Origin of the sequence: Moheibacter stercoris, from assembly GCF_040545805.1 — a bacterium.
Taxonomy (GTDB): domain Bacteria; phylum Bacteroidota; class Bacteroidia; order Flavobacteriales; family Weeksellaceae; genus Moheibacter; species Moheibacter stercoris.
The window spans coordinates 13,577-32,997 of record NZ_JBEPMO010000020.1 but is presented as its reverse complement, the minus strand read 5'-3'; the positions used below and the strand labels follow the sequence as shown (position 1 = coordinate 32,997).

At 35.3% G+C, this 19,421-nt stretch carries 20 protein-coding genes; 7 read left to right on the top strand and 13 right to left on the bottom strand.

The genetic code is table 11. The features are described 5' to 3' along the window. Window positions 1-4 precede the first annotated feature (4 nt). The 3 genes from ABID46_RS12055 to ABID46_RS12045 are packed head-to-tail and all read left to right on the top strand — an operon-like array spanning window position 5 to window position 2,649. Window positions 5-1,048, top strand: coding sequence for an o-succinylbenzoate synthase (locus ABID46_RS12055; protein WP_354510447.1), 1,044 nt, complete (start codon window positions 5-7; stop codon window positions 1,046-1,048). Between the two features lie 9 nt (window positions 1,049-1,057). Continuing rightward, window positions 1,058-1,654: a DUF1684 domain-containing protein gene (locus tag ABID46_RS12050; protein WP_354510445.1), complete on the top strand. Its 597-nt coding sequence runs from the start codon at window positions 1,058-1,060 to the stop codon at window positions 1,652-1,654. After that, the gene (locus tag ABID46_RS12045; RefSeq protein ID WP_354510443.1) at window positions 1,651-2,649 is read left to right on the top strand and encodes an AMP-binding protein; all 999 of its coding nucleotides are present in this window, start codon (window positions 1,651-1,653) and stop codon (window positions 2,647-2,649) included. Before ABID46_RS12050 ends, ABID46_RS12045 begins: the two co-directional genes overlap by 4 nt. Here ABID46_RS12045 and ABID46_RS12040 read toward each other — a convergent pair. From ABID46_RS12040 to rlmH, 4 genes are read right to left on the bottom strand one after another with little or no spacing between them, the layout of a single operon-like run. Next, window positions 2,646-3,563 carry a ribonuclease Z gene (locus tag ABID46_RS12040; RefSeq protein ID WP_354510441.1) on the bottom strand — a complete coding sequence of 306 codons (918 nt, stop codon included), beginning with the start codon at window positions 3,561-3,563 and terminating at the stop codon, window positions 2,646-2,648. The two genes, ABID46_RS12045 and ABID46_RS12040, sit on opposite strands and share 4 nt — an antisense overlap. Continuing rightward, window positions 3,560-4,138, bottom strand: coding sequence for an RdgB/HAM1 family non-canonical purine NTP pyrophosphatase (gene rdgB, locus ABID46_RS12035; RefSeq protein ID WP_354510439.1), 579 nt, complete (start codon window positions 4,136-4,138; stop codon window positions 3,560-3,562). Before rdgB ends, ABID46_RS12040 begins: the two co-directional genes overlap by 4 nt. After that, complete coding sequence (locus tag ABID46_RS12030) at window positions 4,129-4,977, bottom strand: CPBP family intramembrane glutamic endopeptidase (RefSeq protein WP_354510437.1); 849 nt, start codon at window positions 4,975-4,977, stop codon at window positions 4,129-4,131. The genes rdgB and ABID46_RS12030 overlap by 10 nt, the downstream gene beginning before the upstream one ends. After that, window positions 4,970-5,443: a 23S rRNA (pseudouridine(1915)-N(3))-methyltransferase RlmH gene (gene rlmH / locus ABID46_RS12025; protein ID WP_354510435.1), complete on the bottom strand. Its 474-nt coding sequence runs from the start codon at window positions 5,441-5,443 to the stop codon at window positions 4,970-4,972. Before rlmH ends, ABID46_RS12030 begins: the two co-directional genes overlap by 8 nt. A gap of 29 nt (window positions 5,444-5,472) precedes the next feature. Here rlmH and ABID46_RS12020 point away from each other — a divergent pair, with 29 nt between their 5' ends. Further along, window positions 5,473-6,420 (top strand): YihY/virulence factor BrkB family protein, encoded by a 948-nt coding sequence (locus tag ABID46_RS12020; protein WP_354510432.1) that lies wholly within the window; start codon window positions 5,473-5,475, stop codon window positions 6,418-6,420. A 77-nt stretch (window positions 6,421-6,497) separates the two neighbouring features. Here the strand turns inward: ABID46_RS12020 and ABID46_RS12015 are convergent, their stop codons facing one another. The 9 genes from ABID46_RS12015 to der form a co-directional block, all read right to left on the bottom strand. Continuing rightward, complete coding sequence (locus tag ABID46_RS12015) at window positions 6,498-7,337, bottom strand: T9SS type A sorting domain-containing protein (RefSeq protein ID WP_354510430.1); 840 nt, start codon at window positions 7,335-7,337, stop codon at window positions 6,498-6,500. Between the two features lie 194 nt (window positions 7,338-7,531). Then, window positions 7,532-8,593 (bottom strand): diphosphomevalonate decarboxylase, encoded by a 1,062-nt coding sequence (locus ABID46_RS12010; RefSeq protein WP_354510428.1) that lies wholly within the window; start codon window positions 8,591-8,593, stop codon window positions 7,532-7,534. Continuing rightward, the gene (locus ABID46_RS12005; RefSeq protein ID WP_354510425.1) at window positions 8,594-9,604 is read right to left on the bottom strand and encodes an NAD-dependent epimerase/dehydratase family protein; all 1,011 of its coding nucleotides are present in this window, start codon (window positions 9,602-9,604) and stop codon (window positions 8,594-8,596) included. It lies immediately after the preceding gene. Window positions 9,605-9,664: 60 nt separating this feature from the next. Next, the gene (locus ABID46_RS12000) at window positions 9,665-10,246 is read right to left on the bottom strand and encodes a hypothetical protein (RefSeq protein WP_354510423.1); all 582 of its coding nucleotides are present in this window, start codon (window positions 10,244-10,246) and stop codon (window positions 9,665-9,667) included. A gap of 138 nt (window positions 10,247-10,384) precedes the next feature. After that, window positions 10,385-11,134: a hypothetical protein gene (locus ABID46_RS11995; RefSeq protein WP_354510421.1), complete on the bottom strand. Its 750-nt coding sequence runs from the start codon at window positions 11,132-11,134 to the stop codon at window positions 10,385-10,387. A 19-nt stretch (window positions 11,135-11,153) separates the two neighbouring features. Further along, window positions 11,154-11,957 carry a hypothetical protein gene (locus ABID46_RS11990; RefSeq protein ID WP_354510419.1) on the bottom strand — a complete coding sequence of 268 codons (804 nt, stop codon included), beginning with the start codon at window positions 11,955-11,957 and terminating at the stop codon, window positions 11,154-11,156. A 16-nt stretch (window positions 11,958-11,973) separates the two neighbouring features. Further along, window positions 11,974-12,780, bottom strand: a complete 807-nt coding sequence (locus ABID46_RS11985; protein WP_354510417.1) for a hypothetical protein — start codon at window positions 12,778-12,780, stop codon at window positions 11,974-11,976. A gap of 218 nt (window positions 12,781-12,998) precedes the next feature. Next, on the bottom strand, window positions 12,999-14,387 hold the full coding sequence (locus tag ABID46_RS11980) for an FAD-binding oxidoreductase (protein WP_354510415.1): 1,389 nt from the start codon (window positions 14,385-14,387) through the stop codon (window positions 12,999-13,001). A 20-nt stretch (window positions 14,388-14,407) separates the two neighbouring features. Continuing rightward, window positions 14,408-15,715 carry a ribosome biogenesis GTPase Der gene (der, locus tag ABID46_RS11975; RefSeq protein WP_354510413.1) on the bottom strand — a complete coding sequence of 436 codons (1,308 nt, stop codon included), beginning with the start codon at window positions 15,713-15,715 and terminating at the stop codon, window positions 14,408-14,410. Window positions 15,716-15,942: 227 nt separating this feature from the next. Between der and ABID46_RS11970 the strand changes: the two genes are divergently transcribed. From ABID46_RS11970 to ABID46_RS11960, 3 genes are all read left to right on the top strand, one after another. Further along, window positions 15,943-16,854, top strand: a complete 912-nt coding sequence (locus ABID46_RS11970) for an AEC family transporter (protein WP_354510411.1) — start codon at window positions 15,943-15,945, stop codon at window positions 16,852-16,854. Between the two features lie 178 nt (window positions 16,855-17,032). After that, window positions 17,033-18,646 (top strand): ArnT family glycosyltransferase, encoded by a 1,614-nt coding sequence (locus ABID46_RS11965; protein WP_354510409.1) that lies wholly within the window; start codon window positions 17,033-17,035, stop codon window positions 18,644-18,646. 3 nt (window positions 18,647-18,649) lie between these two features. Continuing rightward, window positions 18,650-19,102 carry a GNAT family N-acetyltransferase gene (locus ABID46_RS11960; protein WP_354510407.1) on the top strand — a complete coding sequence of 151 codons (453 nt, stop codon included), beginning with the start codon at window positions 18,650-18,652 and terminating at the stop codon, window positions 19,100-19,102. The last annotated feature ends 319 nt before the right edge of the window (window positions 19,103-19,421 follow it).

Below are 19,421 nucleotides of genomic sequence, written 5' to 3'. Positions count from 1 at the left end.
CATTATGAATTCATCTTTATCATTCCACTCCAACGTTTTAATCTTTTTCAAAAAAAGTGGAACCTCTCGAGGAGTGTTAACAGAGAAAGAAACTTTTATTTTAAAACATCATTTCCCAGGTGATCAACAGACTGAATATCTTGGAGAAGCAGGTTTATTTCGTGGATTGAGTGCAGATGATTTACCTGAATATGAAAAAAAGTTAGAAGAAGTTTGTTTGACGCATTCCTTTGACAATAAAAATTGGTGGGAAGAACTAAGGAATTTCCCTTCTATTCAATTCGGATTGGAACAAATTGAGCAAACCATTTCCTTGCACAAAGGAAAAAAATTAGAAGACAGATTTAATCCCATTTTGTTTCCATCTGATTTCACCAATGGGGAAACGGGAATTCCCATTAACGGATTGATTTGGATGGGTGGCAAACAAGAAATGCTTGCTCAAATTCAAGATAAATTGGATAAAGGATTCAAATGCTTGAAACTAAAAATCGGGGTAGATTGGACTATGGAACATGAAATTTTAAAAAGTTTACGTTCCAACTTCCCAAAAGATTTATTGGAAATTCGTGTGGATGCAAATGGCGGATTTTCTTTTGAAGAAGCGAAAGTTGTTTTGGATGAATTGTATAAGTTAAGTATTCATTCCATCGAACAACCTATCAAAGCAAAAAATTGGGATAACATGGCAAAACTTTGTGCTTTCACTCCTACGCCAATTGCTTTGGATGAAGAATTAATTGGTGTATTTGAAAAAGACCAGAAACGAGAAGTATTACAAAGCATCAAACCCCAATATATTATCTTAAAACCTAGTTTGGTCGGAGGTTGGAAAGGTAGCCAAGAATGGATCGATTTTTCAAACGAAATGAACATCGGTTGGTGGATAACCTCCGCACTTGAAAGCAATATTGGACTTAATGCGATTGCCCAATGGACCTATACACTCAACAGCCCCATGCCACAAGGTTTGGGAACTGGAGCATTATTTCAAAATAATTTTCCTTCTCGATTAAAAGTTCAAGGAGACCAACTCTTTTTTATGTAAATTTGACGTATGAAGCATTTAATATTAGCTAGTTTAATTCTTTTCTTCTTAGGAATTTCGTGTGGCACGCAGAAAAAAGTTTCAACCTATACCTATCAAAAAGAATTACGAGATTTTTACAATAACCCCAAAACAACGCCACTAAAAGGGGAAGAAATCAGCCAATTCAAGGGGATTACATTTTTTCCGATTGACAATCAATTCAAAGTTTTGGCTAATTTTAAGGCGATTGAAAACGGCAAAATACTTCCGTTTCCAACCTCAGCTAAAAAAATCAAGCATTACAAAGAATATGGAATCATCCAATTTACCATTCAAAATCAACCATTAGAATTAACCTTGTATCAGTCAGAACCGCTTCATGAGGGATATGAAAACTCTTTATTTTTACCGTTTACAGATGAAACAAACGGAGATACTTCCTACGGTGGCGGAAGGTATTTGGATCTGGAAACAACCGATATTCAAAACAATCAAATTTGGATTGATTTTAATAAGGCATACAATCCCTATTGTGCCTATAGCAAACATTACAATTGCCCAATTCCACCCGCAAATAATTATTTGGAAATCGAAATCAAAGCTGGCGTAAGTTATTTGGAATGAAATTATTAGATTTTTCAACAGGAAATTTAGAAGAATTAAACCCCCAATCTGATTGGGAATTGGCCATTTCAAATTTTCTAAAAGATTGGCATTCATCCTCTGAAAATATCGCCTCACAAACCTCAGGATCCACGGGCGAACCCAAAACCATCCAATTACCCAAATCTGCCATGAAAATGAGCGCAGAATTAACGGGTGAATTTTTTGATTTAAAAAAAGGTGATTCAGCGCTTCTTTGCCTTCCTGTTGGATTTATCGCAGGCAAAATGATGCTTGTACGAGCTATTCAATTGGGATTAAAACTCTATTGCGTAGAACCTAAATCCAAAATTGACCTCAACGAATTTCCAGAAATGGACTTTGTTCCTATGACGCCGATGCAAGTTGAGAATTCTTTGAATTCTCTATTAAAAATCAAATGCTTGTTGATAGGCGGAGCTCCTTTGTCCAATTCATTACGTGAAAAATTGCTCCAATTGCCAACGCAATCTTATGAATCTTATGGCATGACCGAAACCATCACTCACATCGCATTGAAGAAAATCAATCAAGACGATTTTCATGTATTAAAAGGAGTTGGAATTTCACAAGACTCTAGAGATTGCTTGGTCATTCAAACACCTTATTTTGAAGAAAAAATTATCACCAACGATGTAGTCGAAATTAGGTCAAATACGACATTCAAATGGTTGGGACGAGCAGACAATGTGATCAATTCTGGAGGAATTAAATTATTTCCAGAAAAAATTGAAGACAAATTGAAACCCTATATTTCTCAAGATTTTATCATTAGTTCGATTCCGAATAAACTATTGGGAGAAGAATTAATTCTCATAATTGAAGGAAATCAACCCATCGAAATTGATTTCAATTCGTTGAATTTGCCAAAATTTGAAATTCCTAAGAAACAATTTCACCTAGCAGAATTCTCAAGAACGGAAGCGGGAAAACTAAAACGAGCTGCAATTCGAGAGGCGATACTCAATCAGATTTAGTCAATTTTGATCGCCTCAAAAAGCACAGGTAAATGGGTGTTTTCAAAAATAGGTCTTGCCTCATCCAACATGACATTCAAATCATTGTAACGATTAGAAAAATGACCCAAAATTAATCTCCCTACATTCGCATCTTTGGCAATCGTAGCCGCTTCTTTGGCGGTTGAATGACCTGTGTAATCGGCCATATCTTGCAAATCACTTAAAAAGGTCGATTCATGATACAACAAATCTACACCTTGAATAATTGGTACAATATCAGGTTTGTAACGCGTATCGGAACAAAACGCATAGGATCTTGACGGATCGGGATCCAATGTCAATTTCTCATTCGGAATGATTTCTCCTGATTCAAGTACGAAATCACGACCGTTTTTCAAATTGTCGTAATCACAGGTAAGGATTTCGGGATATTGCTGAACTGCCTCAATATTGAGTTTTCTCTTTTTGGGTTTTTCTTTGAACAAATATCCGTTGGTATAAATACGATGATTCAATGGAATGGTGTACACTTCCACTTTTTCATCTTCAAAAATTTTGACCGATGATTTTCCTTCCAATTCAATAAAATCAATTTCAAATGAACAATTGGATTGCGTATGTCTCAATTGGTTCATGATAAAATCTTGAATTCCTTTAGGACCGAAAATTTTCAATGGCGTTTCTTTTCCCAAAAGTTGCAGAGTACTGATTAAACCAATCAGCCCAAAAACATGATCTCCATGAAGATGAGAGATAAAGATATGGTTGATTTTGGAAAATTTTGCTTTGGCTCTCCTCAGTTGAACTTGCGTACCTTCTCCACAATCTATAAGGAAATACCGATTGGCAATTTCTAGTAATTGTGCAGTTGGAGCGGATTTCTTCTTAGGGATAGCAGAATTAAATCCCAAAATGGTCAATTTTATACTCAAGACGCTAAATTTTCTAAATGGTTAATCAATTTCTGTACCGCATGATAGCGATGGCTAATTTTGTTCTTTTCTTCCGGATTCATTTCGGCAAATGTTTGCGAATATCCAGTTGGAACAAAAACAGGATCATATCCAAACCCCTCTAAACCTTTGGATTCTGATAGAATCTCGCCCTCTACTTTGCCAGACAAAAAGGAAAGTTCACCTTTCCAAATCACACAAAAAACCGCTCGGAATTCCGCTTTTCTATCGGAATGATTTTTCAATTCTTGAAGAAGCTCCTCAATATTATCTTGTGAATTTCCTGTTCCAGCATAACGTGCTGAAAACACGCCAGGAGCACCATTTAGTGCATCTACAAATAATCCTGAATCATCAGCAAAAACATTTTTACCCGTTCGTTTGAAAATTGTTTCGGCCTTTATTTGGGCATTTTCCTCTAAGGTTGAACCGGTTTCTTCAATCTCTTGCTGAAAGTCAATATCATTTAAAGATAAAATAGTCAACCACTTTGGCAATATTGCACGTATTTCTTTGACTTTGTTCTCGTTATGTGAAGCAAAAATTAAATCCATTTTGTTTTCTTTTCTGTTAATTTAAAAATTCCCCATCCGGCCAAAATTGCCAAGGCAAAACAAATCACCACTGAATTATAATCGGTCGGGTCTGTGACATTTTGATCCATGGTTTCGTATTTGGTCATCATCACAAAGGAAATCATATTGTTCAACGCATGCAAAAACATGACCAACCAAAGCGATTTTGTACGATAATACACATACCCAAAAATGGCTCCCAAAAATCCAGCACCTAAAAATTGCCAAGGATTCATATGGGCCGCTCCAAATAGAAAGGAACTTAAAATGATGGCGATAATAGGAGATGTTCCGTTTTGTAGTAAGCCTCTAAGAAGAATTCCTCTGAATAAAATTTCTTCAAAAATAGGCGCCAAAATACAAACTGTAATAAATCCTGCCACTTTATAATGCAACATTTTTTCAAATGCATACATGATTTCACGATAAAAATCTTCCAACCATTTTGACCCAGTAGTCGGAATAAAGGAAGTTAAAAATTCCGCAAATGGCAACATCAAAAGATACATGACTACACTTAAGAAAATGACGGCAATGGATGTTGGCGTCCAAATGTGTTTTGAAATTTCTTTCCATGTTGTTTTCACATAAGGAATCACGACAAAAATGGCCATCAAACTACCCACCAAAAAAGACAAAGGCAAGGTAATATGATAGAAACCTTCATTGAAATAAACCGGCAGGTTGATCATGGCTCCTAGGAATTGCAAACAAATAACAATAAGCAGAGCTACTACCAAGGATTTTGGTATGGATAATTGAAAACTATTTTTTTCCAAGTTTGACGGGAATTCATTTTCCCGTAAGTGATCATTCATGATGATAAGGTTTTCCTTGCAAGATAGCAAAAGCTCTATAAAGTTGTTCGACTAAAAACAATCGAATCATCTGATGGGTAAAGGTCATTTCCGATAGGGATAATTTCTTATTGGCACGCTTGTAAACCTCATCTGCAAAACCATAAGGCCCACCAATAACAAAAACAATTTGTTTAACTGATTGATTCATCAACAATTGAATTTCGTTGGCAAATGCAGTAGAACTGAACTGTTTTCCTTTCTCATCTAACAAAATAACATAATCTGTAGGATGGATTTTGCTTAGAATTAATTCAGCTTCCTTTTCTTTTTGTTGTGATTCCGAAAGGATTTTCCGATTTTTGAGGTCGGGAATTTCAATTCGAGCATAATTCCAATGGCTAGGAAGCCTCTTTTCATATTTGAGAATCAGCTCCTCCAAAGGCTTTTCGTCTGTTTTTCCTATACAAAGTGTTAGAATATTCATTTTGTTTACATCAACTTTACTACAAAACTATGGCGATTCGATCAAAGTTGAAGGAAATTTCGAAAAACAATCTTTTTAAAAAGGTTACGAAAAGCATCAAGTTTCGAAATTTACACGATACTTCCTTATATGATTTGTTCAATTTATTGTTGAAGGGTGTTTCTGCAAGGACTTTTGCCATGCGCGTGGGAGCTGTCTCTTGGGCATTTTTCTTCAGTTTATTTCCGTTTTTGTTGTTCCTCTTTAGCATGTTGCCTTATGCGCCCTTATACCAAGAGATTTCAACTTTATTGTTTTCGGAATTTATTCCGAGAATATTACCTGAACGTATCACCAATGAAGTGATTTCTTATATTTCTGAAACAGCCGATGGGAAAAGTGGACGAAGCATTGGTTGGTTGTTTATCATTTTGACGATTTTGCTTTCCTCCAATGGAATCACGGTGATGATCAATGGATTCAATGGATCGCATTATGGCTATGCCGTGAGACGTAAAGGCATTCACAATCGATTTATTTCGATCATTTTAACCATTTTCTTTGTGGTATTTATCATTGCGCAATTGATTTTGACCTATTATACATCCTTTGCATGGAGTTACATTGAACAATATGACGTTTTGATCGAAACACCTATCATGCTTCGCATCTTAAATTTCGTATCGGCTAGTGTTTTCTATTTCACTTCTTTGGTCATGTTGTATTATTATGGCACCAACATCAAGCAAAGATTTCGAAATGTCGCTCCAGGAGCAATCATGGCAACTTTGTTATTCTTTGTCACCTTGATGGGATTTAATTACTACATCAAGAAATTTAATTATTATGACTTGTTATACGGATCAGTTGGTTTGGTTATGATCATGATGGTATTTATCTACATCAATGTTTTATTGATCATGATCGGATTTGAATTGAATGCAGCCATCCATTATGCGAAAACCAATCCAAGAAATGAGCTGGACAAAACGAATTAATGAAAATTTATAAAAATTTATTGTATAGAAAAAGCCACCCATTTCTGAGTGGCTTTTCTATTCTATTTGAAAATCAATTATTTTTTAACGATTTTGCTGATATGCGTTTTTCCAGTTGTATCTTTTACTTTCACAGCGTAAACACCTGCTGGTAAGAAAGAAACGTTAACTGAGTTTGAAGCTTTTCCTGCAAATACATTTTGTCCAGCCATGTTTGTGATTTCAATGCTTTGAACATCTGCGTTTTTCAATGCAACATTGATTACATCTGTCGCTGGGTTTGGATAAACTGACAATGCAGCTGAGTTCAATTCAATTGTACCAGCAGTAGCTTCGCTAGTAATTGTCATGATCACGTGAACATCACCAAATCCGATTGAAGCCATAGTAGCTGGAGTGTTGATTGAACAAGCTGGAGCCGTGATGTAAGAAGGTGCAGTTTCACCTGCGTCATTTGATGCTGGATACCAAGAAATTCCATCTGCTTCACCGTCACCTTCGAAAGCCATAACCAATTTTGATCCTGCTGGAACAACTACTGGCTCAGACAAAACAACTTCTTTAATTGTTAAAGCGTCTGCAGCTGTAAAGTTTACTGGCTCATATGCCAATTCTGTAACTGTTCCTGCTGGATAAGCTCCGTTTGCAGTTCCTAAAATTAAAGCAAATGGTAAATCACCTGTAATGTTTTCCATACCAAATCCTACACTAGTAACCGTAAAATCTTCGGTAATTCCAAAAGAAGCCAAATCAAATGCTCTTGAGAACATATTGTAAGATGTATGAACACCTTGAGTTCCACAAGTTACAGCATGAGGAGTTAAAATTGTGGTAGTGTCAGTGTTTTGGGTAATTGTTGTTTGTGCGAAACCTGCAGTAAATGCAGCACCCAATAAAAGAGTAGATAATTTTTTCATGAAATTGTTATTTTGATTAATTTATTAGTCCAAAAATAGATATATATATCAAATTCACAAAATTTAAACTAAAATAATTAAATTTTAACATTCATATTTTAATTGATAATAGAAAACTATTTACAACATTCTAGATTGTCAGATGAAATAAATAGTTAAAACCTTTACCTATCTATTGTTATTATAGTTGATTTTTAGCTGATTTTGACGAAATCTTGAATGTATTTTCCTGCATGACAAAGTGATTTCAAGGAATTTTCTATCAGATTTTGAACTTCAGTTTTAATGGTAGACGGATACAACATATGGATATTGGCTCCAGCATCTAAGGTGAAATACAGCGGAAGATTTGTTTCTTTTCTGAATTTCCAAATTTCCTCAATCGCTTTCAAGGTATTGGGCTTCATCAAAATAAAATAGGGACTAGAAGTCATCATCATGGCATGCAACGTCAACGCCTCCAATTCTACCAATTTCCCAAATTCATGCAAATCACCCGATTCCAAAATCGGAATAAGTGTTCCTAAATTTTCTTCTGCCGATGAAAATCTACGTTCAGCATAGGGATGGTTGTTCATCAGATTATGTCCAACCGTACTGGAAACTTCTTTTTGACCTTCATCGATTAATAAAATCGTATCTTGATAGTCTCGGAAATTTTCATGTATTTGATAGGGATATGGAATGGCAAATAAATCTGAACTTCCTACTACCCTATCTGTTTCGCCCCAAACCGTAATTCCTGGATAAATAGATCGGCAAGCACTTCCCGAACCCAATCTTGCTAAATAAGAAGCTTTTTGTGTTTTTTCTCCTTCCAGAAATTCAGCACCCAATTTTTCTTCTAAGTCTACCAAACATAAGGACAATGCGCCCAAACCTGAAGCTGAAGAAGCAATTCCGCTACTATGTGGAAATGTATTATGCGTATGCAATTCAAAATGAAAATTCTTTAAAAACCCAATATTCTCTGCAATTCGTTCAAAAAATTGAATAATTTTTGGCGCAAATGATTCCTTTAATTCTCCATCTAAATAAACCTTTACCGAATAATCATCTGTAGTTTTAGGTGAATAAGCTAAAGTTGTTTCTGTATAACTTTCGTTTAATGTAAAACTTAAGGAAGGATTCATAGGAATTTGAATATCCTTTTTTCCCCAATATTTGATCAAGGCAATATTGGATGGGCATTTAGCTTTTACGCTCCCTGAAACTTCAAGATTTTGTTGGATATTTTTTGCGTTAAATGGATTCATTTAGTCAGAATTCTTTTGATTAATTATGCGTAAATATTGCTCTGAATGATCATTCAAAGCCTCCTCAATGGAAATAAAAGGACGTTGAATAATCGATTGAATTTTCTCTGTTGAATAGGTCGAATTTCCTGTCAAAGCCTGAAAACTTGCCTTAGACATAAAGGGTCCTCCAAAAAATTTTGAAAACAAGGAGAGAAATTTCACCAATTTCAATTTCGATAAACTTACTGCTTGTATTGGTTTTAAATTTTTCTTTGTACGTAAATAATTAAAAATATCCACAAAGGATCTTTCTCCAGAATTAAGAATATATCCTTGATTCCACTTTTTTGCTTCGACTAATTCGACCATGATTCTTGCCACGTCACGTACATCAACGTACCCAGTTTTTCCTTCTGTTGCAAACGCATTTTTATGATAAGCCAATTTGAAAATTCGCTCACTAGCACGCTGACCATCTAGACTTCCAATCACTACAGACGGATAAACCACTAAGACATTTAAACCTTCTTGTGAACCTCTCCACACATTCATTTCGCCTTTCTTTTTGGAAATTGCGTATTCGGAATGAGGTTTTTCTGGATCCCATTTGGAATTTTCTGTAATCATCTTTTCATTGGGCGAATTGTCTAATACAGAAATTGAACTTACATAAACAAAATTTGACACTTGTTCAGAAATCGCCAAATTGACTAAGTTCTCGGTTCCTTCACTATTTACTTTATGGATATCTCTACGAAACCTATCGTCAAATCCAACATGGGCTGCAGTATGATAAATCGTTTCAATTCCTTGCAAACATTCTATCAGTTTGGGTATAGATTCCAAATCGGCTTCAACCCATTCAATTTGTTGGAATTCTTGGGATAATGAATGTGAATCAAATAAATTTTGAACAGCTTTCAGAGAAGAATTTTTTCGTTTCAAAGCACGAATACTTTCTCCTTTTTTGGCCAATTCCATTAAAAGATAGCTCCCGATTAAACCTGTTGCACCTGTGACAAAAACCATTGCGCTAAGATAAAGATTTCCAATCGAGCGAAACGAATCTCCATTTCAATTTAAAGAAATTTAAATAAAAACAGGTCGTTTTGACGGTTTTTCGTCCTCCAATAATTTGGCTAAACTTGGCGGTAATACTGTGATATGGTTGAAAAAATCATCGAAAAAACCTTTGGTTTCTTCTGACAATAATTCGGAATATTCTTCTATGAAATCTTCTCCATACAACATCGGCAATTGAACGAGTTTGCCTTCTTTAAAAATTCCCACCAAATGATATTCCTTTAATTCTTCAATGGATTTACCTGTGGCAATGCAATGATTGAGCATAAATTCCAAATCAATCTTTTCTCTAGTTGAATCTTTCATATTCATTGGTGCTCCGATTTGCATCGCATATTCTTGAATTTTCTCCATTGATTCTTTCGAAATGCTTAGCATCATATCCTTTTTACATCTTTCGCAAATGGCATATTCAAAACTCAACTCAAAATTTTGGTTGTCATAAGTCTTTTGATAGGCCTTTTCAATAAAATAATGCTTATGTCCAAAATCATTCCCACAAACCGAACATTCAGTTGGAGGTTTCTGAGTTTCTTCTGAATGAAATTGTTCAGGAATATCTTCGTTAAAATTGAAAAAGAAATGCATGATCGAATTTTATTCGAAGGTACAGAAAATTCGAACTTTCCTTGCTTCAAGAAGCAATTATTAACAATTCATTTAACCAAAACAAGGAGAAAATAAAAGCAAAGCCACTCCATTAGAGTGACTTTACTTTAAGATATATTAGTTTAACAAGTCTTCTAAAACTAAAACATTTAAGGCAGATTGTGCCATATCAGCATTCAAGGATGCAGTCACATTTGGAACACCAATGGCAACCAAACCAGTTGGACTTGAATAGGTTCTACCTCTGCATGCAACCTTTAGAGTATGAGTTCCTGAAGATACATTTGTGAAGCTCGTATTAAAATTAAAAACGTTATAGGAACCAACTTCACCTGTTAATACATCTACACGAACACCTTTTAATTGGTTATCTAAAAACAATCCACAAGCAAAACTCGCAGTCCCACCAAAATTCATTTGGGCAGTAGTTTGAAATTGAACGTGAATTTTATTGGTTGCACGTGTTAATTGAATTTGTTTGGTAAGTCCCGGAATTTCTTTCCAGTTCCCAGATAAGGCTTCGTTTTCAGCATAGGTGCCAAAACCTGTGGCAGCTAAATTCAAACCTACACGATCTGAAGCCGCTTCTACCATGGTCAAATAAAGTCCTCCCTCATATCCAACAGGAATTTTCACTTCCTCCCAAGTAACGGGACCATCTTCTCCATTGGAGGTTAAAGCTTTATTTTTCGCACCTGGATTCCCCACACTAGTATCAGTTCCGTTTACTCGAATTTTCCCAGAGACATTTAAATCACCATTTATATCCAATGTAGTAACTGGTATTTCTGTATTGACCCCGACTTGAGCAAAACTCATAGAAGCTAGAAACCCTATTAGGATCGTTAATTTTATATAATTTTTCATTTAGTAAGTTTTTAATTGGTTAAGGATCAACAGCAATATAATTATCAGGTATTTCGAAAACCTCAATTTTCATGGTTGATTTGGCCATAAAATTGTTTAAGTTATTGGAATTAACATACCTACCCACACCCAGATTTACAGTGGTGGAATATTGAGCTCTACGTGTACAAGCAACATCTAGGGTATGCGTTCCAATAGGAATATTTTCTGAAACATGCATCATTGTCAAGGTTTTAAAAGACCCATAGGCAATGGAAGGCTGTTCCACTACATTAACTCGAACACCTTCTAATTTTCCATCGACAAATATTCCACAAGCGTATTCTACCGCATCTAACACATTCGAGGCAAGTCCAGTAGTTGCAATTTGCGCCACGGTTTCAAATGTGAAATAGGTTTTATTTTGTGCGCTATACACTTCAAAGGTTTTCGTAAGATTGGGAATTTTTTTCCAATTTGTCAAAGTCGAGAGCAATGTTCCTTTTAAATAAATATTGTTTCCAGTATTTTCAGCTGAAGTAAATTGAACACCCACATTATCCTCAAACGTATTATTGTAAATAAGGTAAAATTTTTCCTCGCCATCTGGAATATTTAACATCAACCATTTTGGTGCTGCACCAGGGCCTGATGATACTAAAACCTGCCCATTAACACCCGGAGAAGCCAATGTACCTTCGGCGCCACCCAAGTGAACTTTTCCTCGTATATTAAGGTCTCCATTTACATCTAAATCAGCTCGCGGAGTATCTGTATTGATTCCAATTTGTGCCTGAAGAGTATAGGCAATGCACAAACTTAGAATTTGTAATATATTTTTCATAAAATTTAGGTTTGAGTTATTCGTTGACTACATATTCCATTACATCAATTTTCAAGTTGGAACTCAACATGAAATTATTGGCAACCTGTGCTCCAGTAACAAGAGTTTTACCAATTGCAAGTGGATAGTTTCCACCAGTACTTGTTTTGATTTTACGACAAGCTACTTTGTAGGTATGCTCACCAACAGGAACATTGGTTAGAATGTACGATAAGGTATAAAGACCTTGATTTTTGCTGTTTTTATTATTGGAGCTATTCACCTGATCCGCTCGAACTGCCACCAAAATATCATTTTGAAAAACTCCGCAGATATAACGTACAAAATTTTTGACGTCTACTTCTGGATTATAGGTGTTTAGCATTTCAACACCTGTTTGAAAAATGAGGGCTACCTTATTAAGCGATTTCTTGATTTCCAACTGTGTTGCTAATCCTGGAATCTGCGTCCATGTCGAATTCAATGACTCGCCTAAACTACTTAATTCGTCCAGGTCACCTGCTCCTGAAGGGAAGTCAATCCCTACTTGATCAACAACAGCAAAACTGTATTTTAACTGTATTTGACCTTCTTCTATATAAGGAACATTGACAAATTTCCACATAGGTTCATTTGTGCCATCTTGTGAAAATAACACTTGTCCATTCTGACCAGGATTCCCTGTAACAGTACTGGTCCCTTTTAATCTAAGTTCTTGTCTGAGTGATACATCCCCATTTACATCTAAGTCACTTTGGGGTTGGTTGGTTTGGATTCCCACTTGTGCATACACAAAGTTAAGTGGTACGCATAAGCAGAAAATTAGGAAAATTCTAATTTTCATTTTAGTTTAGTTAGTTAAGTTATGTAAATATAAGTAATCGAGTTTCTCCATTTAGGAAAAACTAGTTTTAAATTCGAATGTTAAGTGATTCGAATTAGGTCTGGGTCGGGGTAAATTTTGAGGTAATAATTAGGTTATTCATATAGTTAGTTTGTAAGTTAGGCTACAAATTTAATGTATTAATTCTTTAGTAGCTAAATATTTACAAAATATTTTTTCTAATTTTTGAATAATTTCCCTGGATTCATAATATTTTTTGGATCAATTGAATGCTTTATTTGGTTTTGCAAAGCCAAATTGCGAGAGGAAAACACGATGGGTAGATAGTTTTTTTGAATTAGTCCGATTCCATGTTCGCCCGAAATGGTACCACCTAAATTTTTAACAATTTGAAACAATTCCAGTAAGATTTCTCTTATGGTTGCATTGTTATAGGAATTTTTATGAATAGGATGGTTGATTCTGATGTGTAGATTTCCATCACCAGCATGACCATAACAAACAACTTTGAACGAATGTTTATCGGCTAAATCATGCATTTCTCGTACCAACTTAGCCAAATTGGCTCTTGGAACAACGGTATCTTCTTCTATCGTATATCCGTTTTGTTTGACAACTTCTGCTACCTTCCTTCTGATTTGCCAAATTCGATTTTTCTCCAATTCATTTTCGGCAAACAAAATATCACCAATGTCAAACTGGGTCAAGACATCAACTAATTTCGGTAAATCATGTTCAATAATTTCATCCAAAGAAATCAACAAATGAGCTTCCACTTCTACATCCATTGGCATAGATTGAATTCCAAGAAAATCAATTGCAGCATGAATGGCTCTTTGCTCCATAAATTCCAAACAAGATGGTTTTATGTTTGCATGAAAGATGGCGGAAACAGCATCACAAGCTTCATCCAATTTGCGAAAAGGCACTAGAAGCGATACATCATTTTGTGGTTTAGGTAGGAGCTTTAAAACTGCTTTGGTAATGATTCCCAAAGTTCCTTCACTTCCTACAAACAGTTGAGTCAAATTAATCCCAGTGCTATTTTTCAAAGTATTGGCGCCTGTCCAAATTACTTCACCATTGGGCAAAACCACTTCTAAATTTAATACATATTGAGAGGTTACACCATACTTTACGGCTTTTAGCCCACCCGCATTGGTTGCTATATTTCCTCCAATAAATGAACTCTGCCAACTGGATGGATCGGGTGGATAAAACAATCCAACAGACTCTACTGCTTGTTGCAAATGATAATTAATCACACCTGATTCTACGGTAACTTGGAAGTTTTCTTTGTCTATTTCCAAAATTCGGTCGAAATTTTCCATGGAAATCAATATGCCTCCTTTCACGGCAAGTGCACCTCCCACCAAACCTGTACCAGCGCCACGTGGGGTTATAGGAAGTAGATTTTCATAACAATATCGAACGATTTGTGAAACCTCATCTGTAGTAGTTGGCTTCAAAACAATGTCTGGGAAAAATTCTAAATTTTCGGAACAATCTTTTGCATAAAGTTCTAAATCTGAATTCAAAACATTCTCCTTTCCCAAAATGGATTGGAAAAACAAAACATCCCCTTCTGTTAAAACCTTATATTCCAAGAGAAATATTTCTAGAATTTTTATTTCTGTCTGAAATAAACATCAATTGGAACCCCAGTGAAATTAAAATGTTTTCTCAATTGATTTTCAATAAATCGTTTATAAGGTTCCTTCACATATTGTGGCAAATTGGCGAAAAAAGCAAATTGCGGTGTACGTGTTGGCAATTGAGTAACGTATTTTATTTTGATGTACTTTCCTTTAATTGCTGGTGGTGGACTTACTTCGATAATCGGCAACATCAATTCATTCAATTGACTGGTTTTGATACGACGATTACGATTTTCATTCACCTCCATAATTACTTCCACCAATTTATGCACACGCTGTTTGGTTATAGCAGATGTAAATACAATCGGAACATCTGTAAAAGGAGCAATTTTGTTGCGGATTTCTGCTTCGAATTCTTTCATGGTATTGGTTTCTTTCTCAACCAAATCCCATTTATTAATCACAATAATTACACCTTTTCTATTTCGCTCTGCTAAAAATAATATATTCAAATCTTGCGCTTCCAAACCTCTCGTCGCATCGACCATCAACACACAAACATCAGAATCTTCAATAGAACGAATAGCACGCATAACCGAATAAAATTCCAAGTCTTCGCTAACTTTTCCTTTTTTACGAATTCCGGCAGTATCGATTAAGACAAATTCTTGTCCGAATTTATTATAATGTGTTTCGATTGTATCACGAGTGGTTCCTGCAATATCAGTTACAATATTTCTTTCTTCTCCCAACAAGGCATTGGTCAAGGTAGACTTTCCAGCATTTGGACGTCCGACAATTGTAACTCTTGGCAAGCCTTCAAATGGATCGATGAATTCCGTATCCTCAAAATGAGAAATTACTTCGTCTAACAATTCACCTGTTCCACTTCCCGTCATAGAAGAAATGGTAAAAAATTGTTCAAATCCTAAATTGTAGAATTCATAAGAGTCATCCAAATTTTTATTGGAATCTACTTTGTTAACAACCAATAAAACAGGTTTTTTACTTTTACGTAACAATTGCGCAACCTCTTTATCCATTTCGGTTAACCCAACTTGGTTGTCCACCATGAACAAAATAACATTGGCTTCATCAACAGCTAATTCCACTTGCTTACGAATTTCCGCTTCAAATGAATCATCTGAACCAATGATATATCCTCCCGTATCGATGACAGAAAATTCTTTTCCATTCCAATCACTTTTTCCGTAGTGACGGTCACGCGTTACACCTGAGACATCATCTACGATGGCTTGACGTTTTTGTAATAAACGATTAAATAAAGTGGATTTTCCTACGTTGGGACGACCAACAATTGCTACAATGTTTGACATAAAAAATGTTTAATAATCCGATTTTTCAGCTTTTACAGCTGGATTTTAATCAGAATAATGATTATTAATGGGTATCTCTTTGAGCCCAATTTTTTGCAAAGGTACGACAAGAGTCTAAAGTTCAAAGTATAAACTGCGAAGTATTTTTTTTTTAAACAGATTAAAAGTTTCCAATCTTTTAACCAAAACAATTTCTTAATGCTTCCCTAGAACTTTACCTTTGCGCCGTGTCAAGTATCATTCTTTTATTTCTCTGTTTGTTTTTGGGCATTTTGGTTAGAGTTTTTAAAATCTTCCCAAAAGAAACTCCTTCTGTTCTCAATCAATTTTTGATTTATATTTCCCTGCCAGCAATGGCTTTGTATTATTTGCCCAAAGTCAAGATTTCGTATGAATTATTATTTCCGTTGGGTGTAGCATGGATTGGGTTTGGGGTAGCTGCTCTATTATTCATTGGGCTAGGCAAACTCTTCAAATGGTCCAGAAGTTTAACAGGTTGTCTCATTTTAACAGCTGGGCTTGGCAATACGTCCTTTGTGGGAATTCCCGTTATTGAAGCTTTGTATGGAAAAGAAGGATTAAAAACCTTAATTCTAGTTGACTTACCCGGTACTTTTATGGTTCTTTCAACTTTAGGAATTCTTGTTGCCGCAACTTATTCAAGAGGAAGGACGAATTTAAAAGAATTAGGATTTAGAATAGTAAAATTTCCTCCATTTATCGCATTTTGCATTGGAGTATGTATGACAATCCTGAGTTTAAATTTTCCAGATGTTTTGAATTCTGTCTTTGAAAAACTTGCCCTGACCATTACCCCATTGGCATTAGTTTCGGTTGGATACCAATTAAAAATTGAAAAGAAAAGCAAACATTGGAAGTTTTTAGGAATAGGTCTGTTCTATCAGCTTATGATTTGGCCAGCCATTATATTTCTTTTGTACAAATATGGATTCAATCAGTCAGGAATACAATTTGAAGTTTCGGTTATGGAAGCCGCCATGGCACCTATGATTACTGCAGCAATCGTATCTGCATCTTATGGTTTGAAGCCAAAACTAAGTTCTATGATGGTGGGAATTGGAATTCCACTATCATTTCTTACCCTAGCGTTTTGGTATTGGATTTTGCAAATTTCTTAACGCTTATTTCCAGATTTCGGAAACAATTTAAATACCAACAAAGCAGCTGCAAGTATTAATAATATCCAATAAAAATTTTGGAGAGAATTGGAAATAATATCGGAAACTTGTTCATTCATGAAACAAAAATACAATGAATTAATTTTCTACTTAAATTTGAGATTATATTTGGGACACCATGCAAAACAAAACCATTTTATTCATCCTCCTTTGCTGCACTTTATTTCTAATTCATCTTAACTATTTGTACGTTGACATTATGGAAGCGCGAAACTTTGTTTCGGTACGTGAAATGGTGGACGATGGAAATTGGATTTTCACAACTTTAAACGGAGAGCCGCGTTACCAAAAACCTCCTTTACCCACTTGGTTAAGTGCGGGGATGGCCGAAATTTTCGGGACCAATTCCACTTGGGCTTTACGTTTTCCTGCAGCCTTGTCTTGTGTTGTTTTGATTATTTATTTTTTTAAATGGATCAAAAAAGAAACAAAAAATATTGATATCGCCCTTATTTCTGGGCTAATTCTCACCACCACCTATTTGGTTTTATTTGTTGGCAAAAGAGCCACTTGGGACATCTATTGTTATAGTTTTGCTCTCATTGGCGTCTATTATTGGTGGAAAACTTTTCAATCCAACGAAAAACAATGGCTAAACTTTTCAATAGCCGGAGTTTTTCTCGGATTTTCCATTCTCAGCAAAGGTCCAACGGGAATTTATGTCATTGGAGCTCCTTTCTTTTTAGCCTATTGGATTACATACGGATTTCCAAAAATCAAATGGATGGGTTGGCTTTGGATGGGAATTTTGATGTGTGCAGTAGGATTTTCGTGGTACAGTTATATCTATTTAAACGATCAAGAAACCTTCCTTCGAATAATGGAAGAGGAATCTTCTGCTCGAACCAATCGTGAAGTCAAAGCTTTTACGCGCTACTTTAGCTTCCCGATACAAATGGGCGTTTGGGCGATTTTTGCCCTTGTTTCCCTAATTTTCCCTTACATCAAAAAGAAAACGACTTTCCCGAAATCCTATCAAATGTTCTTTTGGTGGACAATCATTTGTTTCGTTTTGCTTTCCTTGATTCCTTCCAAAAAAGAACGTTATTTATTTCCATTGATGATTCCTTTGGCTGCCATAACCGGATGTTATGTCTATTATTTACTTCAAAATCAAAATTGGAAAACTTGGGAAAGAGCTTTGGTGAAAATTGCTTTCGGATTAGTCGGAATCATTGGAATTGCAGTCCCAATCGTTTTGTTTGGATTCCTAAAAATTCCTTTTGATGTATATTCCATCAGCTTTTCCATCGCTGCAATCGGAATTGGAATCTACATTTTACTTCAAACCTTTAAACAATTCGACCTTCAAAAAGCATTTTATGGAACGGTTGGTTTTGTTTCCATTGCGATGATTTTGGGAATTCCGGTGATTGATGCGGTATTCAACAGCAATCCTACGTATAAATCCATTTTAACCAAGAAAGAATGGATTCAAAATTCGGGTTTGAATTTGTATAGTTTAGATGCTTATTCGCCTGAAATTTGGTACAAATACCAAGCAAATATTCCTGCTATAGATTTAGGAAAACCCGAAACGATTCCAACAGAAAAGGAATTTTTATTGGTGATGAGTAATTACGATAATTTATCCAATAACCTTGTAGAATTGGATAAAAGAGGATTCCAAATCGAAAAGTTGGACGAATTTGACGACAACGAAGAAAAACCCGGAACCAAAAATAATGTGCCACGTAAAAAGTTGGTCTTATTCAAAGTTTCAAAAAAATAAAAAATGAATCAATACACCATACGAACAGCTAAAAAAGAAGATTGCGAACAATTATTAGGACTGATCAAAGAATTAGCGATTTATGAAAAAGAACCCGATGCAGTAACTGTTTCTTTGGAACATTTCAGGGAATCAGGTTTTGGTGAAAAACCCGTTTGGGGCGCATTTGTAGCCGAAGTTGAAGGGAAAATCGTTGGAATGTCTTTGTATTACATTCGCTATTCGACTTGGAAAGGGCAACGTTTGTATTTGGAAGATTTAATTGTGACAGAATCTTTTCGTGGACAAGGATTGGGCAAAGAATTATTTGAAAAAACAATCGAATTTGGCAAAGAAAAAGGCTATTCGGGAATGATGTGGCAAGTATTGGATTGGAACGAACCCGCCATCAATTTCTACAAAAAATACCAAGCCAAATTTGACAACGAATGGGTGAATTGCAGCATCGAATTTTAAGATTTTTTTAAATGAGCATCTACTCGTCTTATCAATTCCTCCTTATCAATTCCTTCCTCCCACTCTTTTTCAAAATCAGATTCAATCCATCCAACCTCTTCCAAAAAGGGTTTCAATTGGTCTTTGTACTTTTATAAATCGATTCGGATAAAAGCATCTTCACCTTGTTGATCTTTTTCTATTTCTATCCCAGTAATTTGCATAAAGCTAATTTACGAAAAAATCCAATTTTGATTAAATCATCTTGATACTTGATACTTACTACTTAATACTTGTTACATTTTTACCCCATACATTATACATTATCCTTGAACCTGAA